At 34.2% G+C, this 23,090-nt stretch carries 22 protein-coding genes; 4 read left to right on the forward strand and 18 right to left on the reverse strand.

Translation table 11 applies throughout. The annotated features are described in order from the left end of the window. Positions 1 to 3: 3 nt before the first annotated feature. The 6 genes from M9897_10220 to lpxK all read right to left on the reverse strand — a co-directional run bounded on the left by M9897_10220 (position 4) and on the right by lpxK (position 6,905). Positions 4 to 1,116 carry a TlpA family protein disulfide reductase gene (locus M9897_10220; GenBank protein MCO5269254.1) on the reverse strand — a complete coding sequence of 371 codons (1,113 nt, stop codon included), beginning with the start codon at positions 1,114 to 1,116 and terminating at the stop codon, positions 4 to 6. Positions 1,117 to 1,251: 135 nt separating this feature from the next. Next, a complete protein-coding gene (locus M9897_10225; GenBank protein MCO5269255.1) occupies positions 1,252 to 2,364 on the reverse strand; it encodes a TlpA family protein disulfide reductase in 1,113 nt (370 codons plus the stop codon). 6 nt (positions 2,365 to 2,370) lie between these two features. Then, the gene (locus M9897_10230; protein ID MCO5269256.1) at positions 2,371 to 3,594 is read right to left on the reverse strand and encodes a TlpA family protein disulfide reductase; all 1,224 of its coding nucleotides are present in this window, start codon (positions 3,592 to 3,594) and stop codon (positions 2,371 to 2,373) included. A 4-nt stretch (positions 3,595 to 3,598) separates the two neighbouring features. Beyond that, the gene (gatB, locus tag M9897_10235) at positions 3,599 to 5,059 is read right to left on the reverse strand and encodes an Asp-tRNA(Asn)/Glu-tRNA(Gln) amidotransferase subunit GatB (protein MCO5269257.1); all 1,461 of its coding nucleotides are present in this window, start codon (positions 5,057 to 5,059) and stop codon (positions 3,599 to 3,601) included. A gap of 12 nt (positions 5,060 to 5,071) precedes the next feature. Beyond that, a complete protein-coding gene (locus tag M9897_10240; protein ID MCO5269258.1) occupies positions 5,072 to 5,884 on the reverse strand; it encodes a purine-nucleoside phosphorylase in 813 nt (270 codons plus the stop codon). After that, the gene (lpxK, locus tag M9897_10245) at positions 5,868 to 6,905 is read right to left on the reverse strand and encodes a tetraacyldisaccharide 4'-kinase (GenBank protein ID MCO5269259.1); all 1,038 of its coding nucleotides are present in this window, start codon (positions 6,903 to 6,905) and stop codon (positions 5,868 to 5,870) included. The genes M9897_10240 and lpxK overlap by 17 nt, the downstream gene beginning before the upstream one ends. Positions 6,906 to 7,185: 280 nt before the next feature. On the opposite strand from lpxK, the gene M9897_10250 reads away from it, so the two are divergent. The 4 genes from M9897_10250 (at position 7,186) to gcvT (ending at position 9,839) form a co-directional block, all read left to right on the forward strand. Next, positions 7,186 to 7,593 (forward strand): hypothetical protein, encoded by a 408-nt coding sequence (locus tag M9897_10250; GenBank protein MCO5269260.1) that lies wholly within the window; start codon positions 7,186 to 7,188, stop codon positions 7,591 to 7,593. Position 7,594: 1 nt separating this feature from the next. Then, on the forward strand, positions 7,595 to 7,861 hold the full coding sequence (locus tag M9897_10255) for a Txe/YoeB family addiction module toxin (protein MCO5269261.1): 267 nt from the start codon (positions 7,595 to 7,597) through the stop codon (positions 7,859 to 7,861). A 92-nt stretch (positions 7,862 to 7,953) separates the two neighbouring features. Next, the gene (locus tag M9897_10260) at positions 7,954 to 8,112 is read left to right on the forward strand and encodes a hypothetical protein (GenBank protein ID MCO5269262.1); all 159 of its coding nucleotides are present in this window, start codon (positions 7,954 to 7,956) and stop codon (positions 8,110 to 8,112) included. A gap of 641 nt (positions 8,113 to 8,753) precedes the next feature. Further along, a complete protein-coding gene (gcvT, locus tag M9897_10265; protein MCO5269263.1) occupies positions 8,754 to 9,839 on the forward strand; it encodes a glycine cleavage system aminomethyltransferase GcvT in 1,086 nt (361 codons plus the stop codon). Positions 9,840 to 9,913: 74 nt separating this feature from the next. On the opposite strand, the gene M9897_10270 is transcribed toward gcvT, so the two are convergent. The 12 genes from M9897_10270 to M9897_10325 all read right to left on the reverse strand — a co-directional run bounded on the left by M9897_10270 (position 9,914) and on the right by M9897_10325 (position 23,076). Next, on the reverse strand, positions 9,914 to 10,771 hold the full coding sequence (locus tag M9897_10270) for a hypothetical protein (GenBank protein ID MCO5269264.1): 858 nt from the start codon (positions 10,769 to 10,771) through the stop codon (positions 9,914 to 9,916). Positions 10,772 to 10,904: 133 nt separating this feature from the next. Next, positions 10,905 to 12,044 carry a glycosyltransferase family 4 protein gene (locus tag M9897_10275; GenBank protein MCO5269265.1) on the reverse strand — a complete coding sequence of 380 codons (1,140 nt, stop codon included), beginning with the start codon at positions 12,042 to 12,044 and terminating at the stop codon, positions 10,905 to 10,907. After that, complete coding sequence (locus M9897_10280; GenBank protein ID MCO5269266.1) at positions 12,041 to 13,150, reverse strand: glycosyltransferase; 1,110 nt, start codon at positions 13,148 to 13,150, stop codon at positions 12,041 to 12,043. The genes M9897_10275 and M9897_10280 overlap by 4 nt, the downstream gene beginning before the upstream one ends. 8 nt (positions 13,151 to 13,158) lie before the next feature. After that, complete coding sequence (locus tag M9897_10285; protein MCO5269267.1) at positions 13,159 to 13,977, reverse strand: glycosyltransferase family 2 protein; 819 nt, start codon at positions 13,975 to 13,977, stop codon at positions 13,159 to 13,161. Positions 13,978 to 13,984: 7 nt separating this feature from the next. Further along, positions 13,985 to 15,040 (reverse strand): iron-containing alcohol dehydrogenase family protein, encoded by a 1,056-nt coding sequence (locus M9897_10290; GenBank protein MCO5269268.1) that lies wholly within the window; start codon positions 15,038 to 15,040, stop codon positions 13,985 to 13,987. Then, positions 15,037 to 15,453: an FAD synthase gene (locus M9897_10295; protein ID MCO5269269.1), complete on the reverse strand. Its 417-nt coding sequence runs from the start codon at positions 15,451 to 15,453 to the stop codon at positions 15,037 to 15,039. Before M9897_10295 ends, M9897_10290 begins: the two co-directional genes overlap by 4 nt. A 5-nt stretch (positions 15,454 to 15,458) precedes the next feature. Further along, on the reverse strand, positions 15,459 to 16,598 hold the full coding sequence (locus M9897_10300; GenBank protein ID MCO5269270.1) for a CDP-glycerol glycerophosphotransferase family protein: 1,140 nt from the start codon (positions 16,596 to 16,598) through the stop codon (positions 15,459 to 15,461). A 91-nt stretch (positions 16,599 to 16,689) separates the two neighbouring features. Beyond that, positions 16,690 to 17,967, reverse strand: a complete 1,278-nt coding sequence (locus M9897_10305) for a CDP-glycerol glycerophosphotransferase family protein (GenBank protein ID MCO5269271.1) — start codon at positions 17,965 to 17,967, stop codon at positions 16,690 to 16,692. Next, the gene (locus tag M9897_10310; protein MCO5269272.1) at positions 17,967 to 19,400 is read right to left on the reverse strand and encodes a lipopolysaccharide biosynthesis protein; all 1,434 of its coding nucleotides are present in this window, start codon (positions 19,398 to 19,400) and stop codon (positions 17,967 to 17,969) included. The genes M9897_10305 and M9897_10310 overlap by 1 nt, the downstream gene beginning before the upstream one ends. A gap of 22 nt (positions 19,401 to 19,422) precedes the next feature. Further along, positions 19,423 to 20,805, reverse strand: a complete 1,383-nt coding sequence (locus M9897_10315) for a nucleotide sugar dehydrogenase (GenBank protein MCO5269273.1) — start codon at positions 20,803 to 20,805, stop codon at positions 19,423 to 19,425. A 72-nt stretch (positions 20,806 to 20,877) separates the two neighbouring features. Continuing rightward, a complete protein-coding gene (locus tag M9897_10320; protein MCO5269274.1) occupies positions 20,878 to 21,690 on the reverse strand; it encodes an SDR family oxidoreductase in 813 nt (270 codons plus the stop codon). Between the two features lie 87 nt (positions 21,691 to 21,777). Continuing rightward, complete coding sequence (locus tag M9897_10325) at positions 21,778 to 23,076, reverse strand: hypothetical protein (protein ID MCO5269275.1); 1,299 nt, start codon at positions 23,074 to 23,076, stop codon at positions 21,778 to 21,780. Positions 23,077 to 23,090 lie beyond the last annotated feature (14 nt).

Genomic DNA, 23,090 nt, shown 5'->3' on the forward strand with positions numbered 1-23,090 from the left:
TTCCTATTTAAAAATTTCTTTCAATGTATTTTCTAAATCCTCTCCCCTCAAATCTGTCGCTATGATAATTCCATTTTTATCAATTAAGAAAGAAGCTGGGATGCCTTCTACTTGATAATCTTTTGCTGCTTGAGACTGCCAATATTGTAAATCAGACACGTGAGTTTTCCAAGTTAAACCATCTTTCTTAATCGCTTTTACCCAATCTTCTTTATTTTTATCCAAAGATACAGAAAAAACAATAAAACCTTTCTTTTTATATTTCTCGTAAGCCGCTACAACATTCGGATTCTCGTGGCGACAAGGTCCACACCAAGAAGCCCAGAAATCCAATAAAACAACTTGCCCTCTATAATCTGATAATTTTAAAATTTTCCCGTCAGGATTTGGAAGTTCAATTTCTATAGCTTCATCTCCTATTTTAGGTACTGAATTTAGTTTATTGAAAGCATTCTCAATAAATTGATTATATGATTCAACAATACGTTGGATAGTTGGACTCTCATTAAAACAAGAATCTAATTCCAAGATAACACGTTGTAAAACATCCCATTCTTCATCTGAATCTATAGATGCAAAAGTTCCTATTAAAGCAGGTGTAAACTTATTATCTTCAAGAAATTGATCTCTTTTAGTGATAAATTCTCCGTATATCTCATTAAAATAAGCCACAATTTCATCTTGGTTTTCTGGGTGAAGCTGCAATTCTTTACCCAATGAATCCACCTGACTATCTAAGGCATTACTCAATCTTTGAAAGTCTAATATTTTCATGGAATTATCTGAACCATGTATTACAGCCGTATTTATCAAATCATTAGCATCACCAAAAATCTCAATCGTTTGAGAGCCTTCAACTACAACATCTAAAGAGATAGAATCATTTAAAAAGAAAACATAATAATCTTTATAAACTAGGGAAATATCTTGGGCAAACTCTCCTTGGGAATTTATTTTTATATTCTCAATTATTGGTTTCAGTTCTCCATCAGTTCGTTGCCACAATTCTATATTTCCATCTTTGGCATTAGTTAATTTTCCTTTTAAGGTAAGTTCAATTTGGGCATTCACAGTAAATGTACATAGTAAAAGGAGGAAGGTTATTGACTTTTTCATAACATATATTTTAGGATTTATAACAGCATTACGTTATCTTCTTATAACTCTTTTTATTAGACAAAAAATAAGCCAATAATTTCTAGATGGCTAAAAATACTATTTTCTATAGAAAAAAGAAGGAAAAGAAAAATATTAATCTAATAACTCGTGTAATTTCTGAGCCAATGCTTCTCCTCTCAGATTGGAAGCGATAATTTTCCCATCTTTATCAATAAGGACTGTAGTAGGAATAGAATTTACATTATACGCTTTAGCTGCAATAGATTGCCAGTATGCTAAATCAGAAACATGTCCTTTCCATACCAAACCATCTTGTTGAATCGCTCCTATCCAGGCGTCTTTTGATTTATCTAAAGAAACTGAGAATATTTCAAATCCTTTATCCTTGTATTGTTGATAAAGTTTAACAACATTTGGGTTTTCTCTACGACAAGGTCCACACCAAGAAGCCCAAAAGTCAATTAAAACTATTTTTCCTTTATAATCTGACAAACGTAAAGTATCTCCCTGCGGATTCGGTAGTGAAATTTCCTTAGCTTGATTACCTGGCATTAGAGGAGTTCTAGCCATCATTATTTGTTTATTATTCTCAAATTCTTTTACCAAACGCTGAACAGTAGGACTTTCACTAAAACATCCTTTTAGTTCATTAATGATTTGCTCATACGTACTCCATTCTCCATCCAAATTCAAATTAGAGATAGCACCAATTAAGGCAGGAGAGTAATTATTACTACGGATAAATTGTTGTCGTTGCCCTACATAATTTTGATATACCGGTGAAAAATCTTGTTGTATCTGTTTTTGCTGACTTAAATTTTGTTGTAAATATTGGTTGGCAGAATCTAATTTTCGATTATACACTGCTTGGATTCTCAAAAAATCTAATAATGCGACTGTTTCTGGAGAACCTATTACATTAGTAAATTGAAAGAAATTCTTACCATCTCCATAAATTTTAAGTGTATCGTTAGTTCGGATAATGATAGTGATACTTTGATTATCTTTCAAGGTTAATGTATAATAATCTTTATCCCTTAACTCTACCTTTTGTGAAAAAAAACCTTTTTTATCTAATGGAATTTGAGCTAGTGTTTTAACTGCTGTTCCGTCGTTCTGTTGTAAACTTAATACTTCATTTTGTGTATTGAAAATTTGTCCTTTTAGCACAACAGAAAACTTTTCTTGCGCAAACATCGTTGACCATAGCGTCACACAGATTATTAAAACAAAACTCTTTCTCATATTCATTTATTTTCCAAAAATCTCCTTTAATTTATTCTCCAAAGCTAAACCACGCAAATCTTCTGCAATAATCTTACCATTTGGGTCAATCAAGACTGTATGTGGGATAGAATTGAAATGATATTGCTGAGTTAAGGGTGTTTGCCAATACATCAAATCGCTTACATGATACTTCCATCTTAATCCATCAGCAGCTATTGCTTCTATCCATTTTTGTTTGTCTTTATCTAAAGAAACACTAAAAATTTCAAATTTTTCTTTCTCATATTTATCATATAATTTAACCACATTCGGATTTTCCATACGGCAAGGAGCACACCAAGATGCCCAAAAATCAATCAACACATATTTTCCACGTAATGAAGAAAGCTTCATTTTTGTTCCTTGTGGATTGGGTAATTCAATTTCTGGAGCGATTCCTTTTTGTTTAAAATCAGTATATTCTTTCACTTCTTTGGCTAACTGAACCACTTGCATTTCTAGTTCTTTCGTGGCAATATTATCTGGATATTTCTCTTTGTATGCGGTCAACATCTTATTTAATACATCTACATTCTTAGGATCATAATGATCTAACCCCATCAAAGGCATAATATTCGTCATCATCAAAATATTGGCAGGATTTCCTGGGTCTTTATTGATATTATCTACAATAAATTTATCCATAGGTGCTTTATTTTTCAGTATCATATCCAACAAAACATCTTGCTGATAAGCTTGTGGGTTAGTAATCGTTTTTTGCCATTCTATGAATTTATTCAACTCATGCATGTAACCATTCATCGTTGCGGACCACTCTGTTCCATTATAAACAGGAGTATAATTGAAATTGCTTGCATCTAATTCTAATTGAAGATGATCTCCAGGCACCAAAGTCATAGGAATTATTTTTGGGTCACTCGATTGCTTATCATCCAAATGTAGCTGATACAAACCCATATCTAAAATAGCTCCTTCTAATGCGAACTTACCTTCTTTATCAGAAATTGCTTTAGCAATAATCATAGGGCCTTTATCTGTATTGGCTTCCAAAACTAATGTAGCTCCCTCACCTCCTTTAATCACACCTTCAAGAATCACATTGGGATCTAAGTCTTGATTCATATACATTTCTGTATTAGTAGTATCGTTTACTTCAACATCCTTATCTATCACTGGTTCTTCCTCTGATGAACTACATGAAAACAACACTAAACTAAGCATCAACAACAGATATAAACTCTTCTTCATTATATTATTTTTCTAAATATTCTCTTAACAAACCACTAGCAGATTTAGGATCTGCTTTCCCTTTTGATGCTTTCATCAAGGCTCCCATAAAGAAACCTGTCAATTGTTTTTCACCGTCTTTATAACGTTGTACTTCCGCTGGATGTTGCTTCAACACTTCCTCTATCACAGAAAGAATTGCATTTTCATCGCTCACTTGCACCAAATTCATATCTTCTGCCAATTTTTTAGGGGAAACTGTCGGTTGCTCCAGTAAAGCAGGAAATATTTTTTGAGCTGCCACCGTATTTGAAACCACATTTTCATGAATGATATCTACCAACTCTGCCAAGATCTTTGGGGAGATTGGAAATTCTTCAATAGTTTTTCCGTGATGGTTTAAATACGAACGAACTTCACCATTCATCCAGTTAGAAGCTGCTTTGTACTGATTCGTATACTGAATCATTTCTTCAAAATAATTAGCAAAAGCCTTCGAAGAGATCAGGTTATTCGCATCGTAATCCGATAATTGGAATGTTTGTGTGTATTTCTCGTATAAAGCCTTAGGCAAAACTGGCATCATCTGTCGGACCTTCTCCACATACTCTTTTGTTACCACTAAAGGCTGTAAATCTGGTTCTGGGAAATAACGATAATCATTTGCATTTTCTTTTGCTCTCATAGAAATTGTACGCATATTAGCTGCATCAAAAGTTCGAGTCTCTTGTGTTACCTGTTGACCATTTTCAATCAACTCAATATGTCTATCAATCTCATAGTTAATAGCTTTTTGCACGTGACGCATAGAGTTCATATTCTTCACCTCTACCCTTCTCCCATACTCTGTAGCTCCTTTTTTACGTACTGAAACATTGGCATCACACCGTAGGTTTCCTTCTTCCATGTTCCCATCACAGATATCGAGATACCTAACTAAACGTCGGATTTCATTCAAATAAGCATACGCTTCATCACCACTTCTAAAATCGGGATCAGTTACGATTTCCAACAAAGGTGTTCCAGCTCTATTCAGGTCAACAAGAGTATCATAAACATCTACATCGTGAATACTTTTCCCCGTATCTTCCTCCATGTGAATTCGTTGAATTCGAATGGTTTTAACTACTCCATTCTCCATATTCAATTCTATCTTTCCTTGTGAACAGATTGGAGTTTCATCCTGAGTTATCTGATACCCTTTTGGAAGGTCAGGATAGAAATAATTCTTTCTATCAAAATGTTGTTTTTCTGCTATTTTGCAATCCAAAGCCAAACCTAACTTAATCGCATATTCGATGGTTTTTTTATTCATCATTGGCAGCGTGCCAGGTAGTCCAAGCGTAATTGCACTCACATTTGTATTTGGACGTGCACCATATTCATTCGGATCACTTGAATATGCTTTAGTTTTTGTCAACATTTGCGCATGGACTTCAAGTCCAATGACAGCTTCATACGTTGCTTTAATTTCTTCTGATACCATTCAATTATTCAATTATACACGTGCAATCAATTCTCTAATAATTTGAGTCATTTTTGGCTCTTGTTGGTTGGCTACATCAATAACATCCTGAGCAGAAACTTCTACAATTCTTCCTTCTACACCTATATCTGTAATGATAGAAACTGCAAAGCATGGAATATCCATGTGTCGTGCAACAATAACTTCAGGTACGGTTGACATACCCACCGCGTCTGCTCCTAAAATACGAACCATTTTATATTCAGCAGGTGTTTCTAAGGTTGGACCTGTCAAACCAAGATAAACTCCTTTAGCGATTTTAATATTTAACTCTTTTGCTATTTCTTCAGCCAATGCAATCATACCGTGATCATACGTTTCACTCATATCAGGGAAACGGGGTCCTAATTCATCATAGTTTTTCCCAATCAAAGGATTTGTTCCAAAGAAATTAATATGATCTGAAAGTACCATTATTTCACCAATTTCATAATCAGGATTCACTCCTCCCGAAGCATTACTCACAACCAAACGCTTAATTCCTAGGGCTTTCATAACACGAACAGGAAAAGTTACTTGTTGCATTGTATATCCTTCATAGAAATGAAATCTACCTTGCATTGCCATCACGTGCTTTCCGCCTAACATTCCAAAAATTAATTTCCCAGAGTGTCCTTTAACCGTAGAAACTGGAAAATTAGGAATTGATTCATAAGGGATTTCATTGATGATATCAATTTCATTAACCAAACCACCTAAGCCAGTACCCAAAATAATTCCAACCTCTGGTTGAAGTGATATTTTAGATTTCAAATAATCTGCTGATTCCTTAATTTGAGCTAACATATTTTCCTATTTTTTCTTTAAATTCTTCTTTCTTATCTATTTCAACTTCCATAGTTTGATAATACCATGGATACTTTTCTACATAACTTTTAAGACTTGAATTCAGTAATCTTACTGCATCTTTCTCTGTCGTTACTATCACTTTATCTTGACCTGCAAAGGTATCAAATAAATTATGAATTTTATCTATATCTTCTTTCGTATAATGATGGTGGTCACCGAATTTAACAATTTTTACATCCGAAAAGGCTTTTAGATAATTTTGTAAAGGTTCCGGATTCCCAATTCCAGTGACCAACAGAACAGATTTTGGTATTTCAATTACCTCATCGCTTTGGATATTTCTTAAAGCTCCATATCGAATCGTAGAGAAATAAACAGGAGTTTCTTTTTGTAATTGAAGTTTTTTGGTGAAATCAGATTTTTGTGTTTCAGATAAATCAGTTGGACATTTGGTCACAATGACTATATCCGCACGTTTTTTCCCTGCTTTAAATTCTCTTAGTTTACCTGAAGGCATTACCCAATCATTAAAAAATGGGGCTTTATATTCTGTCAATAAAATATTGCAATCACGGTGAAGATAGCGGTTTTGATAGGCATCATCTAGGACTATTAGCTCCAGAGAGGGGTTACTTTCTAACAGTTTTTTAGCACCCTCGACTCTATCTTCAGAAACAGCCACATCCACATTTTGGTGAAATTTGCGTGCATAGGAAAGCGCTTCATCTCCCACTAAATTAACAGCTATATTTGGAGTGACTTTCACAAATCCTTTCGATTTCCGTCCGTAGCCACGAAGTAGAATAGCTGTTTTATATTGTTCTTTCAATAATTCTACGATATAAATGACATGGGGAGTTTTTCCGGTGCCACCTACAGATAAATTTCCAACAGAAATAACTGGTACGCTTACTTTTGAAACTGGTAGAATTCCAATAGTAAACAACATATTTCGCATAGAAAGAATCACCCCATACAAGAGTGACAATGGAAATAGTATGATGCGGACTATCTGCATGGTTCAAAAATACAGAAAAATGTGGAAGGGAAGGTAGGGGTAGGAATAATTAATTGAAAATTGAGTATCGATAGGAAAATGGGGTTCCATACTCCCCCATTGGAGGGGGCTGGGGGGAGGACTACACTACTCAAAAAAGTAGGCAAAAAGACAAGACAAAAAAATGCTGCCTCCCCGCTCTGGTAAATACCCGTAGGGACGTACGATCGTACGACCCTACGGATATTTGCCATTCACGCGCGCTGCTTCTCGCTTTTTTGTCTGGCCGACGCACTTGGCGATGGCTTTTCAGGATGGGGATGGGGGAATGTTGATAGTTTTTGTTTGCTTGTGCTTACTGTTGGTCAGTGAGCTTCGCTTTGCTACGGTTGTCTCGGAAGTAGCGGGTCTCAACTTAAGAGGTGAAAACAATTTTTGGAGAATAATTATATTCTCATTATATTTGAGTAAAATAATTTTCATGTCTGAAAGAAAAAACATAATTACTATAGAGCAACCAAAAGATAATGAAAAGTGGGCTGCTTTAGAAGCTTTCTTGAAAGCTCTTAAAATTAATTTCAATATTAGTAATGATGAAAGCTATAGTCCTAAGTTTGTTGAAAAAATCGAAACGAGCAGAAAACAAGCTAAAGAAGGAAAATCAACGAGAGTAAAAAAAGAGGATTTAAAAGAGTTTCTAGGATTATAGCATGTCTTACTACATAGAATTTACTGATCTAGCAAAACAAGATATTATATTTCATCAAAAGTCTGGAAATAAAGCTGTCCTCAATAAATTACTTTCTTTGTTGGAAGATATTTCTGAACATCCTTTTTCTGGAACTGGCAAACCAGAACCACTTAAATATAGTCTATCAGGGACCTGGTCTAGGAGGATCAACAAAGAACATAGGTTAGTTTATGAAGTAAAAGAAAATGTTGTATTTATTCTTTCTGTCAAAGGACATTATCTATAGAGAAAACAGTTAACACATGTAATCCTAAAACTAAATTTAAAGCCAATAAAAGAAAAAGTGTTCCAATGGAGATGATTAATTAAAAGAATACGGTGACAACAAAGGATAAAGAAAAACAACTGAAAGAATTAGAAAATAAGATTCTAAAGGGTCTTAAACTCACCTATAAACGCTTGCTTCAATTTAAAAAGGAAAAAAATAGTGAACTTGTGGTGATGCGAGGCGACAAAATTGTACGAATTAAACCGTAATAGTTTTCGGTCTTTAAGTCTTCTATCTTCACTAAAACAGAAGCCCCCCGAAAAAACTCATTCACTTTTTTTGTTGTAGTTACAAAATTAAACCTCAAAAAGATTATAATCCTTATTTCATAAATAACTAATAGACAACTCTTTACACATCATACTTCGTTGGATCGAAGGTTTTTATTCGCTTTTACTTCCCGTTGGTCAGTGAGCTTCGCTACGGTTGTCTCGGAAGTAGCGTTGTGGTTTTGAAGTGTGCGTTTCATAATCGAAATATACAAAAAATTAATTCTTCCTTACTTTTTTCTTGTCAAAATAGCAAGGCAAAAAAAATGCTGCCTCCTCGCTCTGGCAAATACCCGTAGAGACGTACGACCGTACGTCTCTACGGGCATTTACCGTACGTCTCTACGGGTATTTGCCGTACGTCCCCACGGGCATTTGCCATACTACATTTATCGAACAAAAAACCCTTTATATCTCACGACATGTTGGATTGAAAGTTTTTATTTGCTTGTATTTCGGCTGGTCAGTGAGATTCGTTTTGCTATGAATGAATTTTGCCCATTTATGACATTTAAAAATTCGTGTTAACTAATTTTGAAAGATTAAAATATTAAGTTTGTAAAAAATAACTAAATAGAGACATGAAAGAAACAGCATTAACAGCGGTACATGTACAATTGGGTGCCAAGATGGTTCCTTATGCAGGATATAATATGCCTGTTCAATATGCAGGATTAAGACACGAGCACGAAGTAGTTCGTAATGGAGTAGGCGTTTTTGATGTGTCCCACATGGGAGAATTTTACATTAAAGGCGATAATGCAGAAGCTTTATTACAAAAAGTAGTAAGTAATGATGTAAGTAAACTTGTTATTGGCAAAGCTATGTATTGTTATTTCCCTAATAATACAGGCGGAATTGTAGATGACTTAATCATTTATAAAATTTCAGATACCCATTTTATGATGGTAGTGAATGCTTCTAACATTGAAAAAGACTGGGAATGGATGAATAAGCATAATGACTTAGGAGTAGAACTTATCAATGCTTCTGACAATATTGGTTTATTAGCTATTCAAGGCCCAAAAGCTGCAGAAGCTATGCAATCATTAACTTCCGTTGATTTAACAAACATGCCTTACTACAGTTTTCAAATTGCCGAATTTGCAGGAATTAAAGATGTTTTCATATCTGCTACAGGATATACTGGTAGTGGCGGCTTTGAAGTGTATGTGAAAAACGAAAATCTAAAACAACTATGGGATAAGGTTTTTGAAGCAGGAAAAAACTATGGAATTGAACCTATTGGTCTAGGAGCAAGAGACACACTTCGTTTAGAAATGGGATTCTGCTTATACGGAAATGATATTGATGAAACTACTTCTCCGATGGAAGCTGGATTGGGTTGGGTAACAAAATTCACAAAAGAATTTGTAAATAGCAAAGCACTTCAAGCTGAAAAAGAAGCAGGAGTTAAAAATAAATTAGTCGGATTTAAGCTAATCGACAAAGGTATTCCTCGTCATGAATACACTATTCAAGATGCAAATGGAAACAAGATTGGGTATGTAACTTCTGGTACTATGTCACCATCACTAGATGAAGCCATCGGAATGGGATATGTTCCTGTTGAATATGCACAAGAAGGAAGCAAGATTTACATCGAAGTAAGAAATAAACCTTTATTAGCGGAAGTGGTTAAGACTCCTTTCTACAAGAAGAATTAAACGGAATTATAAAAGCATATAGAAACAAAAAGGCGGTTTAAAAAAACCGCCTTCTTTAATGAGTACATATTTTCTTAATAGTTAATGGTATAAGTATGCCCATCAACTGTTACTGTAAATTGACTATCACATGCTCCCGTTCCATAATCAACTGTACGAGTTGAATATCCTTCTGGAGTATAATCAAATGTTCCTTTCGTGATATAAGGACAAAGTACTTTCACATGAAGAGGTGATGTAATAATCGCTGTATATTTTTGGGAACCTACAATCTCTGCATCTGCTGTTCCTGTAATGTCATATTCATCATCCAAGAAATTAAGTTGTGTATTATATCCGTTTGTGAAAGTTCTCACTCTATCTGAAGTATAGTTAACTACCTCTCCTGAAGTAAAGGTAGCTGTACCATCGACATTTACATTGTAAAACGGTTGTCCATTTGAATTATTCCCCATGTTTTCTACAGTCATAACTCCCTCAACCTTAATATCATTTACATAATAATCTACGGGCACATGTTTGATGATAGAACCTTGTGCATAATAAGAACCTGTCCAAGTTGTGATAATTTTTCCTCGACGTTTATTTCCATCATTACATGTACAATTAGTAGAGCCCCAATCTACAATCAACGTATTTACAGACCCTACTGTATCAATCGTAATCACAACATTACAATTTGATTTATCCATCATGTATGCAGAAGAAGCAGATTCATAACGAACAGTAACTTGATCCATTCCATACACGGGCAAACTTCCATCCTTAGCTTGGTTAGAGATATTGGACATATCGCTATACGTTCTTTCAATAATAGAATTGAAAATAAGAGCTTGGCGATCAGCATCCCATTTATTATCATCTTTTTTACAACTATTTATAGCAAAAACAATTACAATAGCTGATACTGTTAAAAAGGTTATTCTTTTCATAATTTAGAGTTTTACAGATTTACATCTAGTTTATATATTTAGCAACGTTAAAATTATTGAAATTATTTTAAAAGACAATAAAGTCTTTAAAAATCCTATGTTTTTGAAGTATATTTTTTGCCTGAAATATCAGCTAATCTGAATACAAATCTTGATATTCCTGCGCTACCTTACTCCATGCATGATTCACTGCTATTTGGGTAACATCTATATAATAATCAGCATATTTTGTATAAAGTAGTTTTAATTTTTGGGCAATTTCCTCCTTTGTTCCATATACAACCTTCTCACCTACACTATCCTCATAAATTCCATCAATTCCCTCATTCTGTGTATATAAAATAGGTAAACCTTGCAACAAAGCCTCTACATACACTAATCCAAAAGTCTCCTTCATAGAAGGCATAGCAAAAACGGCACATTGTGCAAAGATTGCTTGAAGTTTTTCTTTTTCATAAATAGCTCCGTGAAATTTGCATATTTCGGGGTGTTGGTTCATAAATGCTTTGACTCGTTTATCATCTCTTCCTCCTCCACCTACGACATGTAGAAATGCAGGGATTTGATATGCTTCATTCAATTCTTCAACTGCTTGAAGTAGCGCATAAACATTCTTTCCTTTGGCAAATTTACCGATATATAACAGATTAAATTGAGAATCTATACGCATATCCTTCTTCTTTGAAGCGGCATTTTCAATCCAAAAATCATCTACTCCACTCAATATTACTTGGAGTTTTTGCTGTATCTCTGAATAATGTTTTTTGATTCCTTGCAAGTTCAATACACGCTGTTGATAAGCAGTTGACATCAATACAATCTTTCGAGCATGTAAAAGAATGGATAGCCCAAATGGACGTGCATAAATAAGGTATTTATGAAAAAAATTAATGTCGGTATTTTGTATGGTAATATAGTAGGGAATTTTATACTTCTTAGATAATTGATAGGCTGCTCCTCCATCACTATACCATGTATGAGCGTGAATAACATCTATTTCACCTACATCAACTTTATTCTCAATATCGTGTATAATCTTCTTTATTTTAGCTGGATAAAGAATTCTATCCGTAGTAACATTTAAGATAGGCGCATAAATTATCTTAGAAGAAGAGTTTTTGAATTCAAATTGGTTTTTCCCTATTCTCTTTTTATCGCGGATGGGATGATAAATAATTTGTGTATATCCCAACTCGTCCAAGCCTTTACATAAGTTCATGTAAATAGTTGAACCCGAGTAATCATTCATAATATGGAGAATTGTTTTACTCATACTTGAAATAAATAATTATAGTATTCAGGTTCAATTTTTTTCACAGAAAATTCAACAGCACGTTGCTTCAAAAAATTGGAATCTACTGTTTCTTGTAAAGAAGATAATATGGCTTGGGATAATTGCAAAGAATCTCCAACTGGAACAAGCTTTCCATATTCTCCATCTTTTAAAATTTCTCTGGGTCCACTTGGACAATCTGTAGAAACCACAGGCACTCCCACATCTAACGATTCGACAATGACTGCAGCAAACCCTTCCCATTTTGAGCTCAACACAAATAGCTTAGCAAATTGTATGTAAAACGAGGGAATTTCGACATATCCCATTAAAAATATCGATTCTTCTAAGTTTAACTCTTTGATTTGTTGTTCTAAACTTGCTCTCAAATGCCCTTCTCCTAATATAACTAATACAGCATCTGTTTTTGCTCTTACCATGCCAAAAGCATGTATCAATGTAGAGAAATCTTTCGCTTCAGTAAGTCGCCCGGCAGAAATAATGATTTGCTTTTTCTCTTCTACTAGTTTTTCAAAAACAGGATGTACCTGAACTGGCTTTGTTCCCTGATATGTTGGAATAGGATTATAAATAACTTGGATCTTTTCAAGTTTTACTCCTGTTCGTTTGGAAAAATCTTCTTTAACACCTTGCGACACAGCAATAAACTTTTGAGGAATCCTATACATCAATTTTGAAAGAAATGGATACATCTTACTTGCATTACTTTTACTTTCTATTTCCATCGACAAATGAGTGTGTACTGTAATTACAGGCTTGGTTCTCAAAAAGGTCAAAAGGCAGCATAAAATATTGATGATATCTAAACGTTGTCGTGTAGATAAAGAAAACATAGGTTTTTCCTTCCACAAATATGCTGTATATGCGAATAGTCTTTTGATCGGATTTCCGGTAGAGACAAACACACGGGCTTCTTTTGGAACTTCTTTCAAATATTCTCCCCCTTCTTTTAACAAAAACAAATCAATGCTTATATCATCCCGTTGGATAAGTTCAGGAATTAAATTCATGTACACACGTGATATTCCTCCAAATTCAAGAGAGCCAATAAAAAAACATATTTTATGTTTACCTGTAGTGTTCATACTTTGTTTTAGTAACGCAGCAAATAAAATCCAAATTTACTTATTAAATACATACTGTTTTTAAGCTCTTTTCTCACCAAGAAAAATTTCAACTGATGCCAAATCCAGTAACGGTAAAACTTCTTCTCTTCTATAGTTTTCATTTGTCTAAACTGAATAAACTTCAGAAATGATTTTTCCATATTATAAGTTCCGATATCACTTCTATTTTCAGCATTCAAACGATAAGTTGCAGTAATTGCACAACTTTTTACAATACTTGTTTTTTGAGTGATACGCGCCCATAAATCCAAGTCTTCTCCAATTGCTATTTTCGGGTTAAAGCCTCCAATCTGGAGCAATAAATCTTTATCGGCTACAATCGTAATCGTGCATAAAAGATTTGGGAAAGTTAAATATCGTTTGAAATATTCGTTAACACCTAATGTGAAAACAGTTGAGGGTTCCATTCCTCCATTCATTTGTCGTCCATTAGTTTCTTCAAAAGAAGATGCAAACACTTTCTCACTTGGATAAGTATCAATTAATTGCTTCATCAAGCTCAGATGATTTGGCTTCCACAAATCATCTCCATCTAAAAAGGCTATCCATGAATAGTTAGCAGCTTTAATTCCTGAGTTCCTAGCTGCTGAAACACCTTGATTTTCTTGTTGAATAACTCGAATTCGTGCATCTGTAAATTCTTGCACTTTACGTAAACTAGCATCGATAGAACCATCATCTACCACAATCACTTCAAATTCATTATAATCCTGATTAAATACAGAATGTAGCGTGTCCGTGATACTATTTTCTTTGTTATATAGAGGAATAACTACTGAAAACATTTCTGAATCATTTAATGGCTATAAACTGTTTAAACGCCAATAATTTTCTATAAATCTCAGGAGTAGAAAAACAATCAAGAACGGTAAAACGTCCAGGGCGCATTTCGCGAGCTGTATCTATCAATTTGCAAAACAAATTTTCCGATAAATCAATTGTTAAGTCTGTAAAATCAAGAGGTATTTCTGATTTCTTGGCATAAATAATATGTTTTTCTTCTAATTTATCTTGAAGGTAAAGCGTAAACAAACTGATAGAAGCTACCTGAGTGCCGTGTAGCGTATTTTTGCCATAGTCCAAATGATCGATAGCATGGCTAATTAAGTGCTCACTTCCCGAACACGGTCTGGAAGTTCCTGCCAAAGACATGGCAATACCCGAATTGATTTGCCCTTGTACCACTAATCGAAGAAATGGCTTTGATTTCAAGTTGATTTCATCAAAATGAATCAAAGAATTTGCTGCACTCTTAGACAAATGAAACGCAATATCATTCATTTTTTCTTTGTTATTTTGAAAAGCTAATATCCAATCATTCGTAGCTGAAACATTAGAAAGAATATCTCCGGCTGCAGAACGAATAAATTTAATTGGAGAATCTTTGATAATATCTATATCTATCACTACCCCCATCGGCATCATACCAGGTAAACTGTCAGTTTTTCCAAATTTATTTTTAATCACTGAAATAGGTGAAATCAAACCATCATTGGAAATAATAGTTGGAACAGCTAAATTATTCACCTGAATGAGTAAACTCACACGTTTGACCGCATCAATTACTTTCCCTCCTCCCACGCTGACAAATAATTCGATATTTTCTTGAATAGCTTTCTGCTTTAGTTGTTCTATATCTGCTTCTGTATTATCTGCCAACTCATATAACTGCCATTGATTTCGTCGTGCAATTTCCTCAGCATATTTCTTAGAGAATGATTTTCCAGATACCACCAAAACTTTGTTAAACAACAACATATTTCTTTTCAGGTATTCACTTATATCATAAATAATACCCTCATCCACTTGGAAAATTATAGGCAAATAGGATTGTTGTCTATATATCATGCTTCTTTAATCTTTTTAATTAAATCAGAAGTACTAACCCCTTTCGTGTAAGGTAACAACACCAACTTACAGTTGTTTTGTTTCAAAAAATCCGGAGTAACGCAAATTTGGTTCATATAACTATTTTCTTCCCAATCATCGCCATGCACAATTTGTGTAATCTTATACTTTTGAATATACTCTTTATTATCATATTCTCGGATAATAAAGGCTTCATCTACATACTTACAAGATTGAATAATCTTAAGTCTATCCTCCTCCTGAAAGAATGGTCTTCTTTTATATGAGGCTACCATATCATCTCCATTAATTGCAACTATTAATTTATCACCTAATTCTTTGGCTCTTCTTAAAAGCTCAACGTGACCAGCATGAAATAAATCAAAAACTCCAATAACATAAATGTTCTCCATATCTTTTAACTCTCACTAAATTGCTTAATCATATCCCAAATTCGTTCAGACGACTTTGCATCTTGATAGGTATTAAAATTATTTCTAAAAGTATGATAACTTTCGATATAAATAGCATCTTTCATCCAAGAATCATTCTTTATCCTTTCTAAAAGTTCCCATTCGTCAGCTATAAACGGTTTGGGCAGTATCTCTTCTAGTTTGTAATAAATACTTCTACAAGTTGAAATATAAGCATCTAAATCATAGGTATAAGCCAATATTGGTTTTCCCGTTAACACAAAATCTGTAAATACAGAGCTATAATCTGAAATCAACAAATCAGTTATCATAAATAACTCCTGAGGAAAAATAGAATGAGTAACATCCTTGATATGGCTATAATTATTTGGGATTTCGATATATTCGTCCCAAGGATGCTTTTTAACGAGAAACAAACTATTCGTTTTGATTAAAAATTCATTTAATGATGCCCAAAATTGCTGGGAGAAAGGTTGTTGTGTAGGTTGATCTCTAAAAGTAGGAACATAAGATATGATCCGTTTATACTCTGAAAATTCAAATTCTTTCTGGGTATTTTCTTTGAAATCTTCCCACCTAACAAGTTTATCATTGCGAGGATAACCAGTAATTTGAGTAGAAGTTATACCAAAAGATTTATTTTGTTTTTCCACATCCATCGGACAAGTAGAGGCAACCAATTTATAACTTCGATAATGCTTTTTCAATTCTTTTATTTCAGCAGGAGAAGTGGTTTCATTTAATAAACCTACATTTTTAAAACCTACACCATGCCACAGTTGAACTATGGCATAATTCCCCCTATACTTTGGCGCAGAAGCATCTAATATTATGATTTCGGCACGTAATTCAGACCACAACGCTGAAAAAACACCCCGAACAGTATGTTTTATATTGCTTTGTATAGCTTGTTTTTCGAATATTGGATGCATTGTTATCAAACGATACGAAACCTCTGGTTGGTTGTCAATCAAATAACGTAAAAAGGCTTTTAGATTACCACTTAATCTTTGTGGATTGTGTATAGGAACAAATACTAACAAGCCTTTCTTTTTGGGAACAATATAAGACAAGGCATTACGCAGATGATTAATGAATCTGTGTTTTAGTTTTTCTTTAGACATGGCGGGAAGTTTCTGCACATGTCACAAATCTAACAAAAAAGAAGAATTTTCACAAGTATGATTAGAAGGAATAGTAACAGAATGGGAGATTTTACCCCTTCAATTCTTCACAGAGAATCTGATAAATATTTTCAGATGCCAAACGCGTGTTTCCGGGTGCCAGCACTTCACGCTGAAATTTGCGCCGTTTCAACATAAATTCATCATTCCCTTGAACAACAACATGCTCTATAAAATGAATGATATCTTCTTGATTATACCCTAAATACATATTCTGTAAAGCTTCTTTACCCAATTGGTTAAACTGTTGGAACGACTTTTCATTATTTACCAAAAACATAACTGGTTTTTCCGTTGCAAAATATTCCAACACAAAAGAACCACTATCATGTATCATGGCATCAGATCCCAAGAATAAGTCGATGTAATCTCCCTCATTGAGTTGAGTATTCTCTCCTTCTTCCCATTGTTTAAAATAGGAATCCGTTTTTTCTTTCCCCCACACTTCAGGTTTATTTAATTTTACACGTAAATTAGGATGTGGTTTAAAGCAAAACTGCACCTCATCTTTGAATTTCTCTGTCAATTCCCAAAACAAATCAGCATAGGTCAAGAATGTTGCATAATCTAACATATTATCTTTCTCCGGCAAGGTATGATGCGGAGCCCAGATAATATGCTTTTTAAGTTTGGTTTGGGGTTTCCAAACTTGCTGGGGAACATAACTTTTATCTATCAAGTTGTCTATTCCAGGAAAACCTGTCACCACCGTATTATCTCCTTTCCGCAGTGAATATTTGCGTGCTAATTGTTGATGAAAATCTGTTTCTACAAAGTATTTCCAGCAGAAATTTTGCATATCTTCGTTGTAATGCGTTTGATATAAATCACAGGAATTAAATCCATACGGCACATAGCAAGAAAGTGTATCAAGATAATGATGAATATAGTATTGATTTAAAGAGATTTTCCAAGGACTTGTGAAGAAAACGATATCAGGTTGAAACGATTCTTTCACATCTAACCAACTTCCATTTTTAAGTTGTGTAGTTTGTACTTCATACCCTTTTTGAATGAAAGACTCATAGGCTCTTTTCATTTCAATTTGCATATTTTCTTCGCCATAAGTTACAAAAGGGCATACAAAAACAATAGGCTGAAAACGAGAATCATTTTTCAGTAAGAAATAAAGGTGTTCATATTTCCAAATAGATTCTAAAACTAAGAAGAATGCTACTTTAATAGGTTGATGCGTGCGAACAGAAATTAAAGCATTTGCATGTGCATTTTTTACCTTCTTGATTTGTATTTGAATCTGGAAAGCTTTTAATTTTCTTTTGATGCTCAATGGAATAAATCGCTTCAACATTATCTCTGAATCACTTTTTTCAATAATTGAATTGTCTGCTTCTCAAACAAATATATCAATATTAGGTATAAAATGCTATACAAAAGTGCAATTGCCACCAAGATAAGAAAGGCACTATCTGTCCATAAAACAAGTTGTTGATGAAAGAAATATGTCACCGTTAAGCAAATAATTCCAATAATATAAATACCTACCAAATCTTTAAGTTGGTCCCAGATATAATATTTAATATATCGACCACTAAAGATCATGTTAATAAACATAAATGTATGTCCCACAACAAAATAGGTATAAATCAAAACATCCATTCCAAAATAAACAGAGGTGAAAACAGCAATAAAGCCAATACTTTTCTTAATAAATTCTACAATTAAAACCATATCACTCCTCCCCTTCACTTTCAAAATATTCAGATTATACGCACTTAAAGGAGCTGTAATAGAAATAAAAGCCAAAACTTGGAAGAAAGGAACAGCAGGAAGCCATTTTTCTCCGAATAAGAATACAAATAATTCCTTCCCTCCCACAATCAAAATCATCATCATAGGAACAACGGCAAAGAAAACGAGTTTCATTGTAGTGCGATAAGCATTTTTTAGCGCGATATCTCCTTCAAGATTAGCAAATAAGGGATAGGTTACCTTTTGCATAACGGCAGATAATTGTTCTACAGGGAATTTACGCATGGTTTCAGCTTGGTTAAAATAACCTACAAGTGTAGGGGAAAAGAATTTTCCTACTACAACATTATAAATATTGACATAAGCTGTGTCTATAAAACTTGCCAAAGTCATTTTATAACCAAAAGTAAAATGGAATTTAAAACGTGTTTTATCAAAAGAAAAAGTAGGTTTCCATTTTAACATAGTCCAGCATTGGATAGTATAAACCGTTGTTTGTGTAAGATTTAACCACACTAAACTCCAAACTCCATAACCTAAATAAGCGGTAAGTACTCCAACGATTCCTCCTACTATCACTGAAGGCATCTGGAGTTTCATTTGTGTTTTAAAATCCATTTCCTTGGTGAGTCGCGCAATATGTACCGCAATAAATGAACTAATCACAAACGCCAACGCATACACACGGAGTATATTTTTTAATACTTCTTGTCCATAAAAATCAGCAACATAAGGTGCGCCAAGATAAACCAATCCATACACAAGAATACTCACAAGAAAATTGGTGACAAAAACGGTAGAATAATCTAAGTGATCTGGTTTTTTAGTTCGAATCAAGGAAGAAGTCATACCTCCATCCATCAACATTTGTCCCACATCAATAAAAATACGGAGCATGGCTATCAATCCAAAAGCTTCCGGCAATAAAAGTCGTGCAAGAACAATCTGAACACCAAAATTGATTAGTTGTACACTAAACTTTTGGGCAAATGACCATATAACGCCGTCAATAGCTTGTTTTTTCAGACTCATTTGTCCTTACATTACAACACTACTATTCTCCAATAGCATAATAATCGAAACCAAGTTCCCGCATAGTAGTACGATTCAATAATTTCCTACCATCAAACACAAATGCAGGCTTATTCATATTTTCTTTCACTTTCTTCCAGTCGTACTCTTTAAACTCATCCCACTCAGTAAGTATTGCCACAGCATGTGCTTTATCCATTGCTTCATAAGGAGTTTGGGCAACTTTCACCCATTTTCTATTTAATTCCGGAGAGCGTGTTCCTAAATAATCCAAGTCGGCATAGATCTGCGCTGCTGTTACTTTGGGATCATACACTACAATTTCGGCTTCCTCTTCCAATAAATAATCTGCCACATAAATAGCAGCTGATTCACGTGTATCGTTGGTATCTTTCTTAAAAGCCCAACCCAAAATTGCAATTTTTTTGCTGTTGACTGTGTTGTACATCGTTTTGATGATACGTTCAGCAAAACGTTCTCTTTGGTGATTATTCATTATGATAACTTGTTCCCAATAATCTGCAACCTCATGTAAATTATAGGAACGTGCAATATATACCAAATTTAAAATATCCTTTTGAAAACAAGAACCTCCAAAACCAACTGAAGCTTTTAAGAATTTTGAACCAATACGGCTATCTCTTCCAATGGCATGAGCCACCTCATTCACATCTGCACCAGTAACTTCACATAATTCCGAAATAGCATTAATGGAAGAAACACGTTGTGCTAAAAAAGCATTAGCTACCAATTTAGATAATTCGGAAGACCATAAATTAGTTGTTATAATCCTATCTTTTGGTACCCAAGCGCTGTAAATATCAACCAATTTTTGAATTGCTTCTTCATTTTCCCCGCCTATCAACACTCTGTCGGGGTTATGTAAATCTTGTATTGCAGTACCTTCTGCTAAAAATTCAGGATTTGAGAGTACTTGAAAATTCACCCCATTTCCTGTATGCTTTAAAATACTTTTAATAGCGGCTGCTGTACGCACTGGTAAAGTAGATTTTTCTACAATAATTTTATCATCTTTAGATATCTCCGCAATTTGGCGAGCACATAATTCTATATACTTTAAGTCAGCTGCCTGCCCTTTACCTCTTCCATAGTTTTTAGTTGGTGTGTTTACAGAGATAAAAATCATGTCTGCCTCATCAATAGCTTTTTCGATATCTGTAGAAAAGAACAAATTTCGACCTCTAGCTTCTGCTACTACGTTATCCAATCCTGGCTCAAAAATGGGCAACTTACTCAAATCAGTATGATTCCATAAGTCAATACGTTTTGCATTCAAATCCACGACTGTCACCTGAATTTGTGGATTTTTTTGGGCTATAACAGACATTGTAGGACCTCCTACATATCCCGCTCCAATACATGTTATTTTCTTAATTTCTCTCATTCTGTCTTCTGCCTTTAATAAAGGAAAAAGGACACTTTATGCAAGCGTCCTTTTAAAAATTCAATTTTTAAATTATTCTGTAAACTTATCAATTACTTCTTGGGTTACTCCCGTAGAACTAAATCCTCCATCATGGAAGAGATTTTGCATCGTTACATACTTCGTATAATCTGAGAACATCGCAATACAGTATTTTGCGCAAGCCTCTGCCGAAGCGTTACCTAGCGGACTCATTTTATCGCTGAATGAAACAAACTCATTAAACCCTTTAATTCCCTCACCTGCTGTAGTGGGAGTTGGCGATTGAGATATAGTATTGATTCTCACCTTCTTTTTAATTCCATAATGGTAACCAAAGCTTCTAGAGATAGACTCTAATAATGATTTAGCATCTGCCATGTCATTATAATCTGGGAAAATACGTTGTGCTGCAATATAGCTTAAAGCTAATACAGAACCCCACTCGTTTATAGCATCCTTTTTCATAGCAGTTGCCAATACCTTATGTAAAGAAGCAGCAGAAATGTCTAAGGTTTTATCATAAAATGCGTAATTAATATCTGTATAATGGAAGCCCTTACGAACGTTTGGAGACATTCCTATGGAGTGTAAAATAAAATCGATTTTCCCACCTAATATCTCCATAGATTGGTCAATTAAATTGCTCAAATCTTCTTCACTCGTAGCATCTGCACCAATAATCTGACTTCCTGTTTGGGCAGCTAATTCATTGATTTCTCCCATGCGTAATGCAACTGGTGCATTTGTTAATACAAAAGTAGCTCCTTCTTCATGAGCCAACTCAGCTACTTTCCAAGCGATTGACTTATTATTTAAAGCTCCAAAAATGATTCCTCTTTTTCCTTTTAACAAATTATTTCCCATATTCATAGATTTGATTACAAATTTATAATTTTAATTGGATTTTGAAGTAGTAAGGTAATTATTTCACATGGATAGAGCTAAAATTCCCTATGGAACAAAAATGCGTGTTATTTCCATAGTTGTTTGATTTTGAACATAAAAGAATCCTTGCTTATCAAAATATACATCATCACTTGCTTCCAGCACTTTACTTCCTTGCAGTGAATATACAACATATTGTTCATTAGTTGGCAGTAATAACATCTTCGATGCAATGTGATATCTCACATCCTGTCTATCAATTAGCAAAGAGATGATATTAAATTCTTCTTCCTTTCCATCAAAATCAACTTGTTTCAATTTAAAATAATGCACTCCATTCCCTCGAAGTTTATATTGAAAATCATATCTATTTTCCTCCAAAGAATTTCCTGCACCTTGTATGGTATCAATAGGAATGAATGAACTATTATAGGCATGGTAAAGTACGAAATAATCACAGTTATGTTCAGATTCTGTAACCCAACTTATATGAGAAAATTCTTCTTCTTGAACAACTGAAAATGAGACTAGCTCTACTGGTAAAACTGTTTGACATACTAGACTTGCACTTCGAACGGAATCTATCCATAACTGATTATTTGCATTATTAGCCTGACCCGGAGTATCACTCGTGTAGCTGCCAATTGACCAGTTAGTTATATCTCTAAAATTTCCTGCAGAAAAGTATCCATTCTTATTTGCCATAGTACTTCCTGATAATTTAGTATTGTCAGGTCCTACCGTCATCGCGCTCCCATAAGAAACTCCGAAATAATAACTCCCATCCGGATACCTGCTTTGAACAGCATCATTCACATTTGCAAGAGCTATGGTTCCCCAACGATCTTGAGCTCCCGAAAAAGGGACACGAACATTATATAAAGGGTTAGAAGTAGAAGGTTGTGTACTATATACCTTAAGTAAATTAGAAGTTATAGGACTTGATGCTTTTCCTAGTGGCAATACATAAAGACTATCCGTAATTATAAGTGCATCATTGGATACTAATCCAGCATTATTAGTAAATAAGGTACTTATAGCATCATTCACGTCATTGTTGTTATAAATAACGATGATACTCCCTAGTTTTACATTACTCCAAGTGCTAATACTATCTAACATCACAAAACCAGATGCTATCCCCACTCCTGTTCCCGTCCCAAATTCTCCATTATTATCATCCATAATCCATCCACGAACATCTACTCTCTCACAGTCACACGGACCTCCTACTATATACTCAAAATACTCTTTACTACCACTAGCTCCATTTGAGAACTCATTAAGTATTAGAGTCCCTACACATTGAGAGCATGAAATATTTAAAATAAATAAGAAGAATATGGTTGTTAAAGTTTTGTACATAAAACAAGAATGAT

It is taken from the genome of Brumimicrobium sp., assembly GCA_023957385.1.
Taxonomy (GTDB): Bacteria; Bacteroidota; Bacteroidia; order Flavobacteriales_D; family Crocinitomicaceae; genus Brumimicrobium.

Coding starts and splice junctions, on each gene's coding strand:
- M9897_10220 (MCO5269254.1), bottom strand. CDS start 1,116: ATGAAAAAGTCAATAACCTTCCTCCTTTTACTATGTACATTTACTGTG.
- M9897_10225 (MCO5269255.1), bottom strand. CDS start 2,364: ATGAGAAAGAGTTTTGTTTTAATAATCTGTGTGACGCTATGGTCAACG.
- M9897_10230 (MCO5269256.1), bottom strand. CDS start 3,594: ATGAAGAAGAGTTTATATCTGTTGTTGATGCTTAGTTTAGTGTTGTTT.
- gatB (MCO5269257.1), bottom strand. CDS start 5,059: ATGGTATCAGAAGAAATTAAAGCAACGTATGAAGCTGTCATTGGACTT.
- M9897_10240 (MCO5269258.1), bottom strand. CDS start 5,884: ATGTTAGCTCAAATTAAGGAATCAGCAGATTATTTGAAATCTAAAATA.
- lpxK (MCO5269259.1), bottom strand. CDS start 6,905: ATGCAGATAGTCCGCATCATACTATTTCCATTGTCACTCTTGTATGGG.
- M9897_10250 (MCO5269260.1), top strand. CDS start 7,186: ATGGCTTTTCAGGATGGGGATGGGGGAATGTTGATAGTTTTTGTTTGC.
- M9897_10255 (MCO5269261.1), top strand. CDS start 7,595: ATGTCTTACTACATAGAATTTACTGATCTAGCAAAACAAGATATTATA.
- gcvT (MCO5269263.1), top strand. CDS start 8,754: ATGAAAGAAACAGCATTAACAGCGGTACATGTACAATTGGGTGCCAAG.
- M9897_10270 (MCO5269264.1), bottom strand. CDS start 10,771: ATGAAAAGAATAACCTTTTTAACAGTATCAGCTATTGTAATTGTTTTT.
- M9897_10275 (MCO5269265.1), bottom strand. CDS start 12,044: ATGAGTAAAACAATTCTCCATATTATGAATGATTACTCGGGTTCAACT.
- M9897_10280 (MCO5269266.1), bottom strand. CDS start 13,150: ATGAACACTACAGGTAAACATAAAATATGTTTTTTTATTGGCTCTCTT.
- M9897_10285 (MCO5269267.1), bottom strand. CDS start 13,977: ATGTTTTCAGTAGTTATTCCTCTATATAACAAAGAAAATAGTATCACG.
- M9897_10290 (MCO5269268.1), bottom strand. CDS start 15,040: ATGATATATAGACAACAATCCTATTTGCCTATAATTTTCCAAGTGGAT.
- M9897_10295 (MCO5269269.1), bottom strand. CDS start 15,453: ATGGAGAACATTTATGTTATTGGAGTTTTTGATTTATTTCATGCTGGT.
- M9897_10300 (MCO5269270.1), bottom strand. CDS start 16,598: ATGTCTAAAGAAAAACTAAAACACAGATTCATTAATCATCTGCGTAAT.
- M9897_10305 (MCO5269271.1), bottom strand. CDS start 17,967: ATGTTGAAGCGATTTATTCCATTGAGCATCAAAAGAAAATTAAAAGCT.
- M9897_10310 (MCO5269272.1), bottom strand. CDS start 19,400: ATGAGTCTGAAAAAACAAGCTATTGACGGCGTTATATGGTCATTTGCC.
- M9897_10315 (MCO5269273.1), bottom strand. CDS start 20,805: ATGAGAGAAATTAAGAAAATAACATGTATTGGAGCGGGATATGTAGGA.
- M9897_10320 (MCO5269274.1), bottom strand. CDS start 21,690: ATGGGAAATAATTTGTTAAAAGGAAAAAGAGGAATCATTTTTGGAGCT.
- M9897_10325 (MCO5269275.1), bottom strand. CDS start 23,076: ATGTACAAAACTTTAACAACCATATTCTTCTTATTTATTTTAAATATT.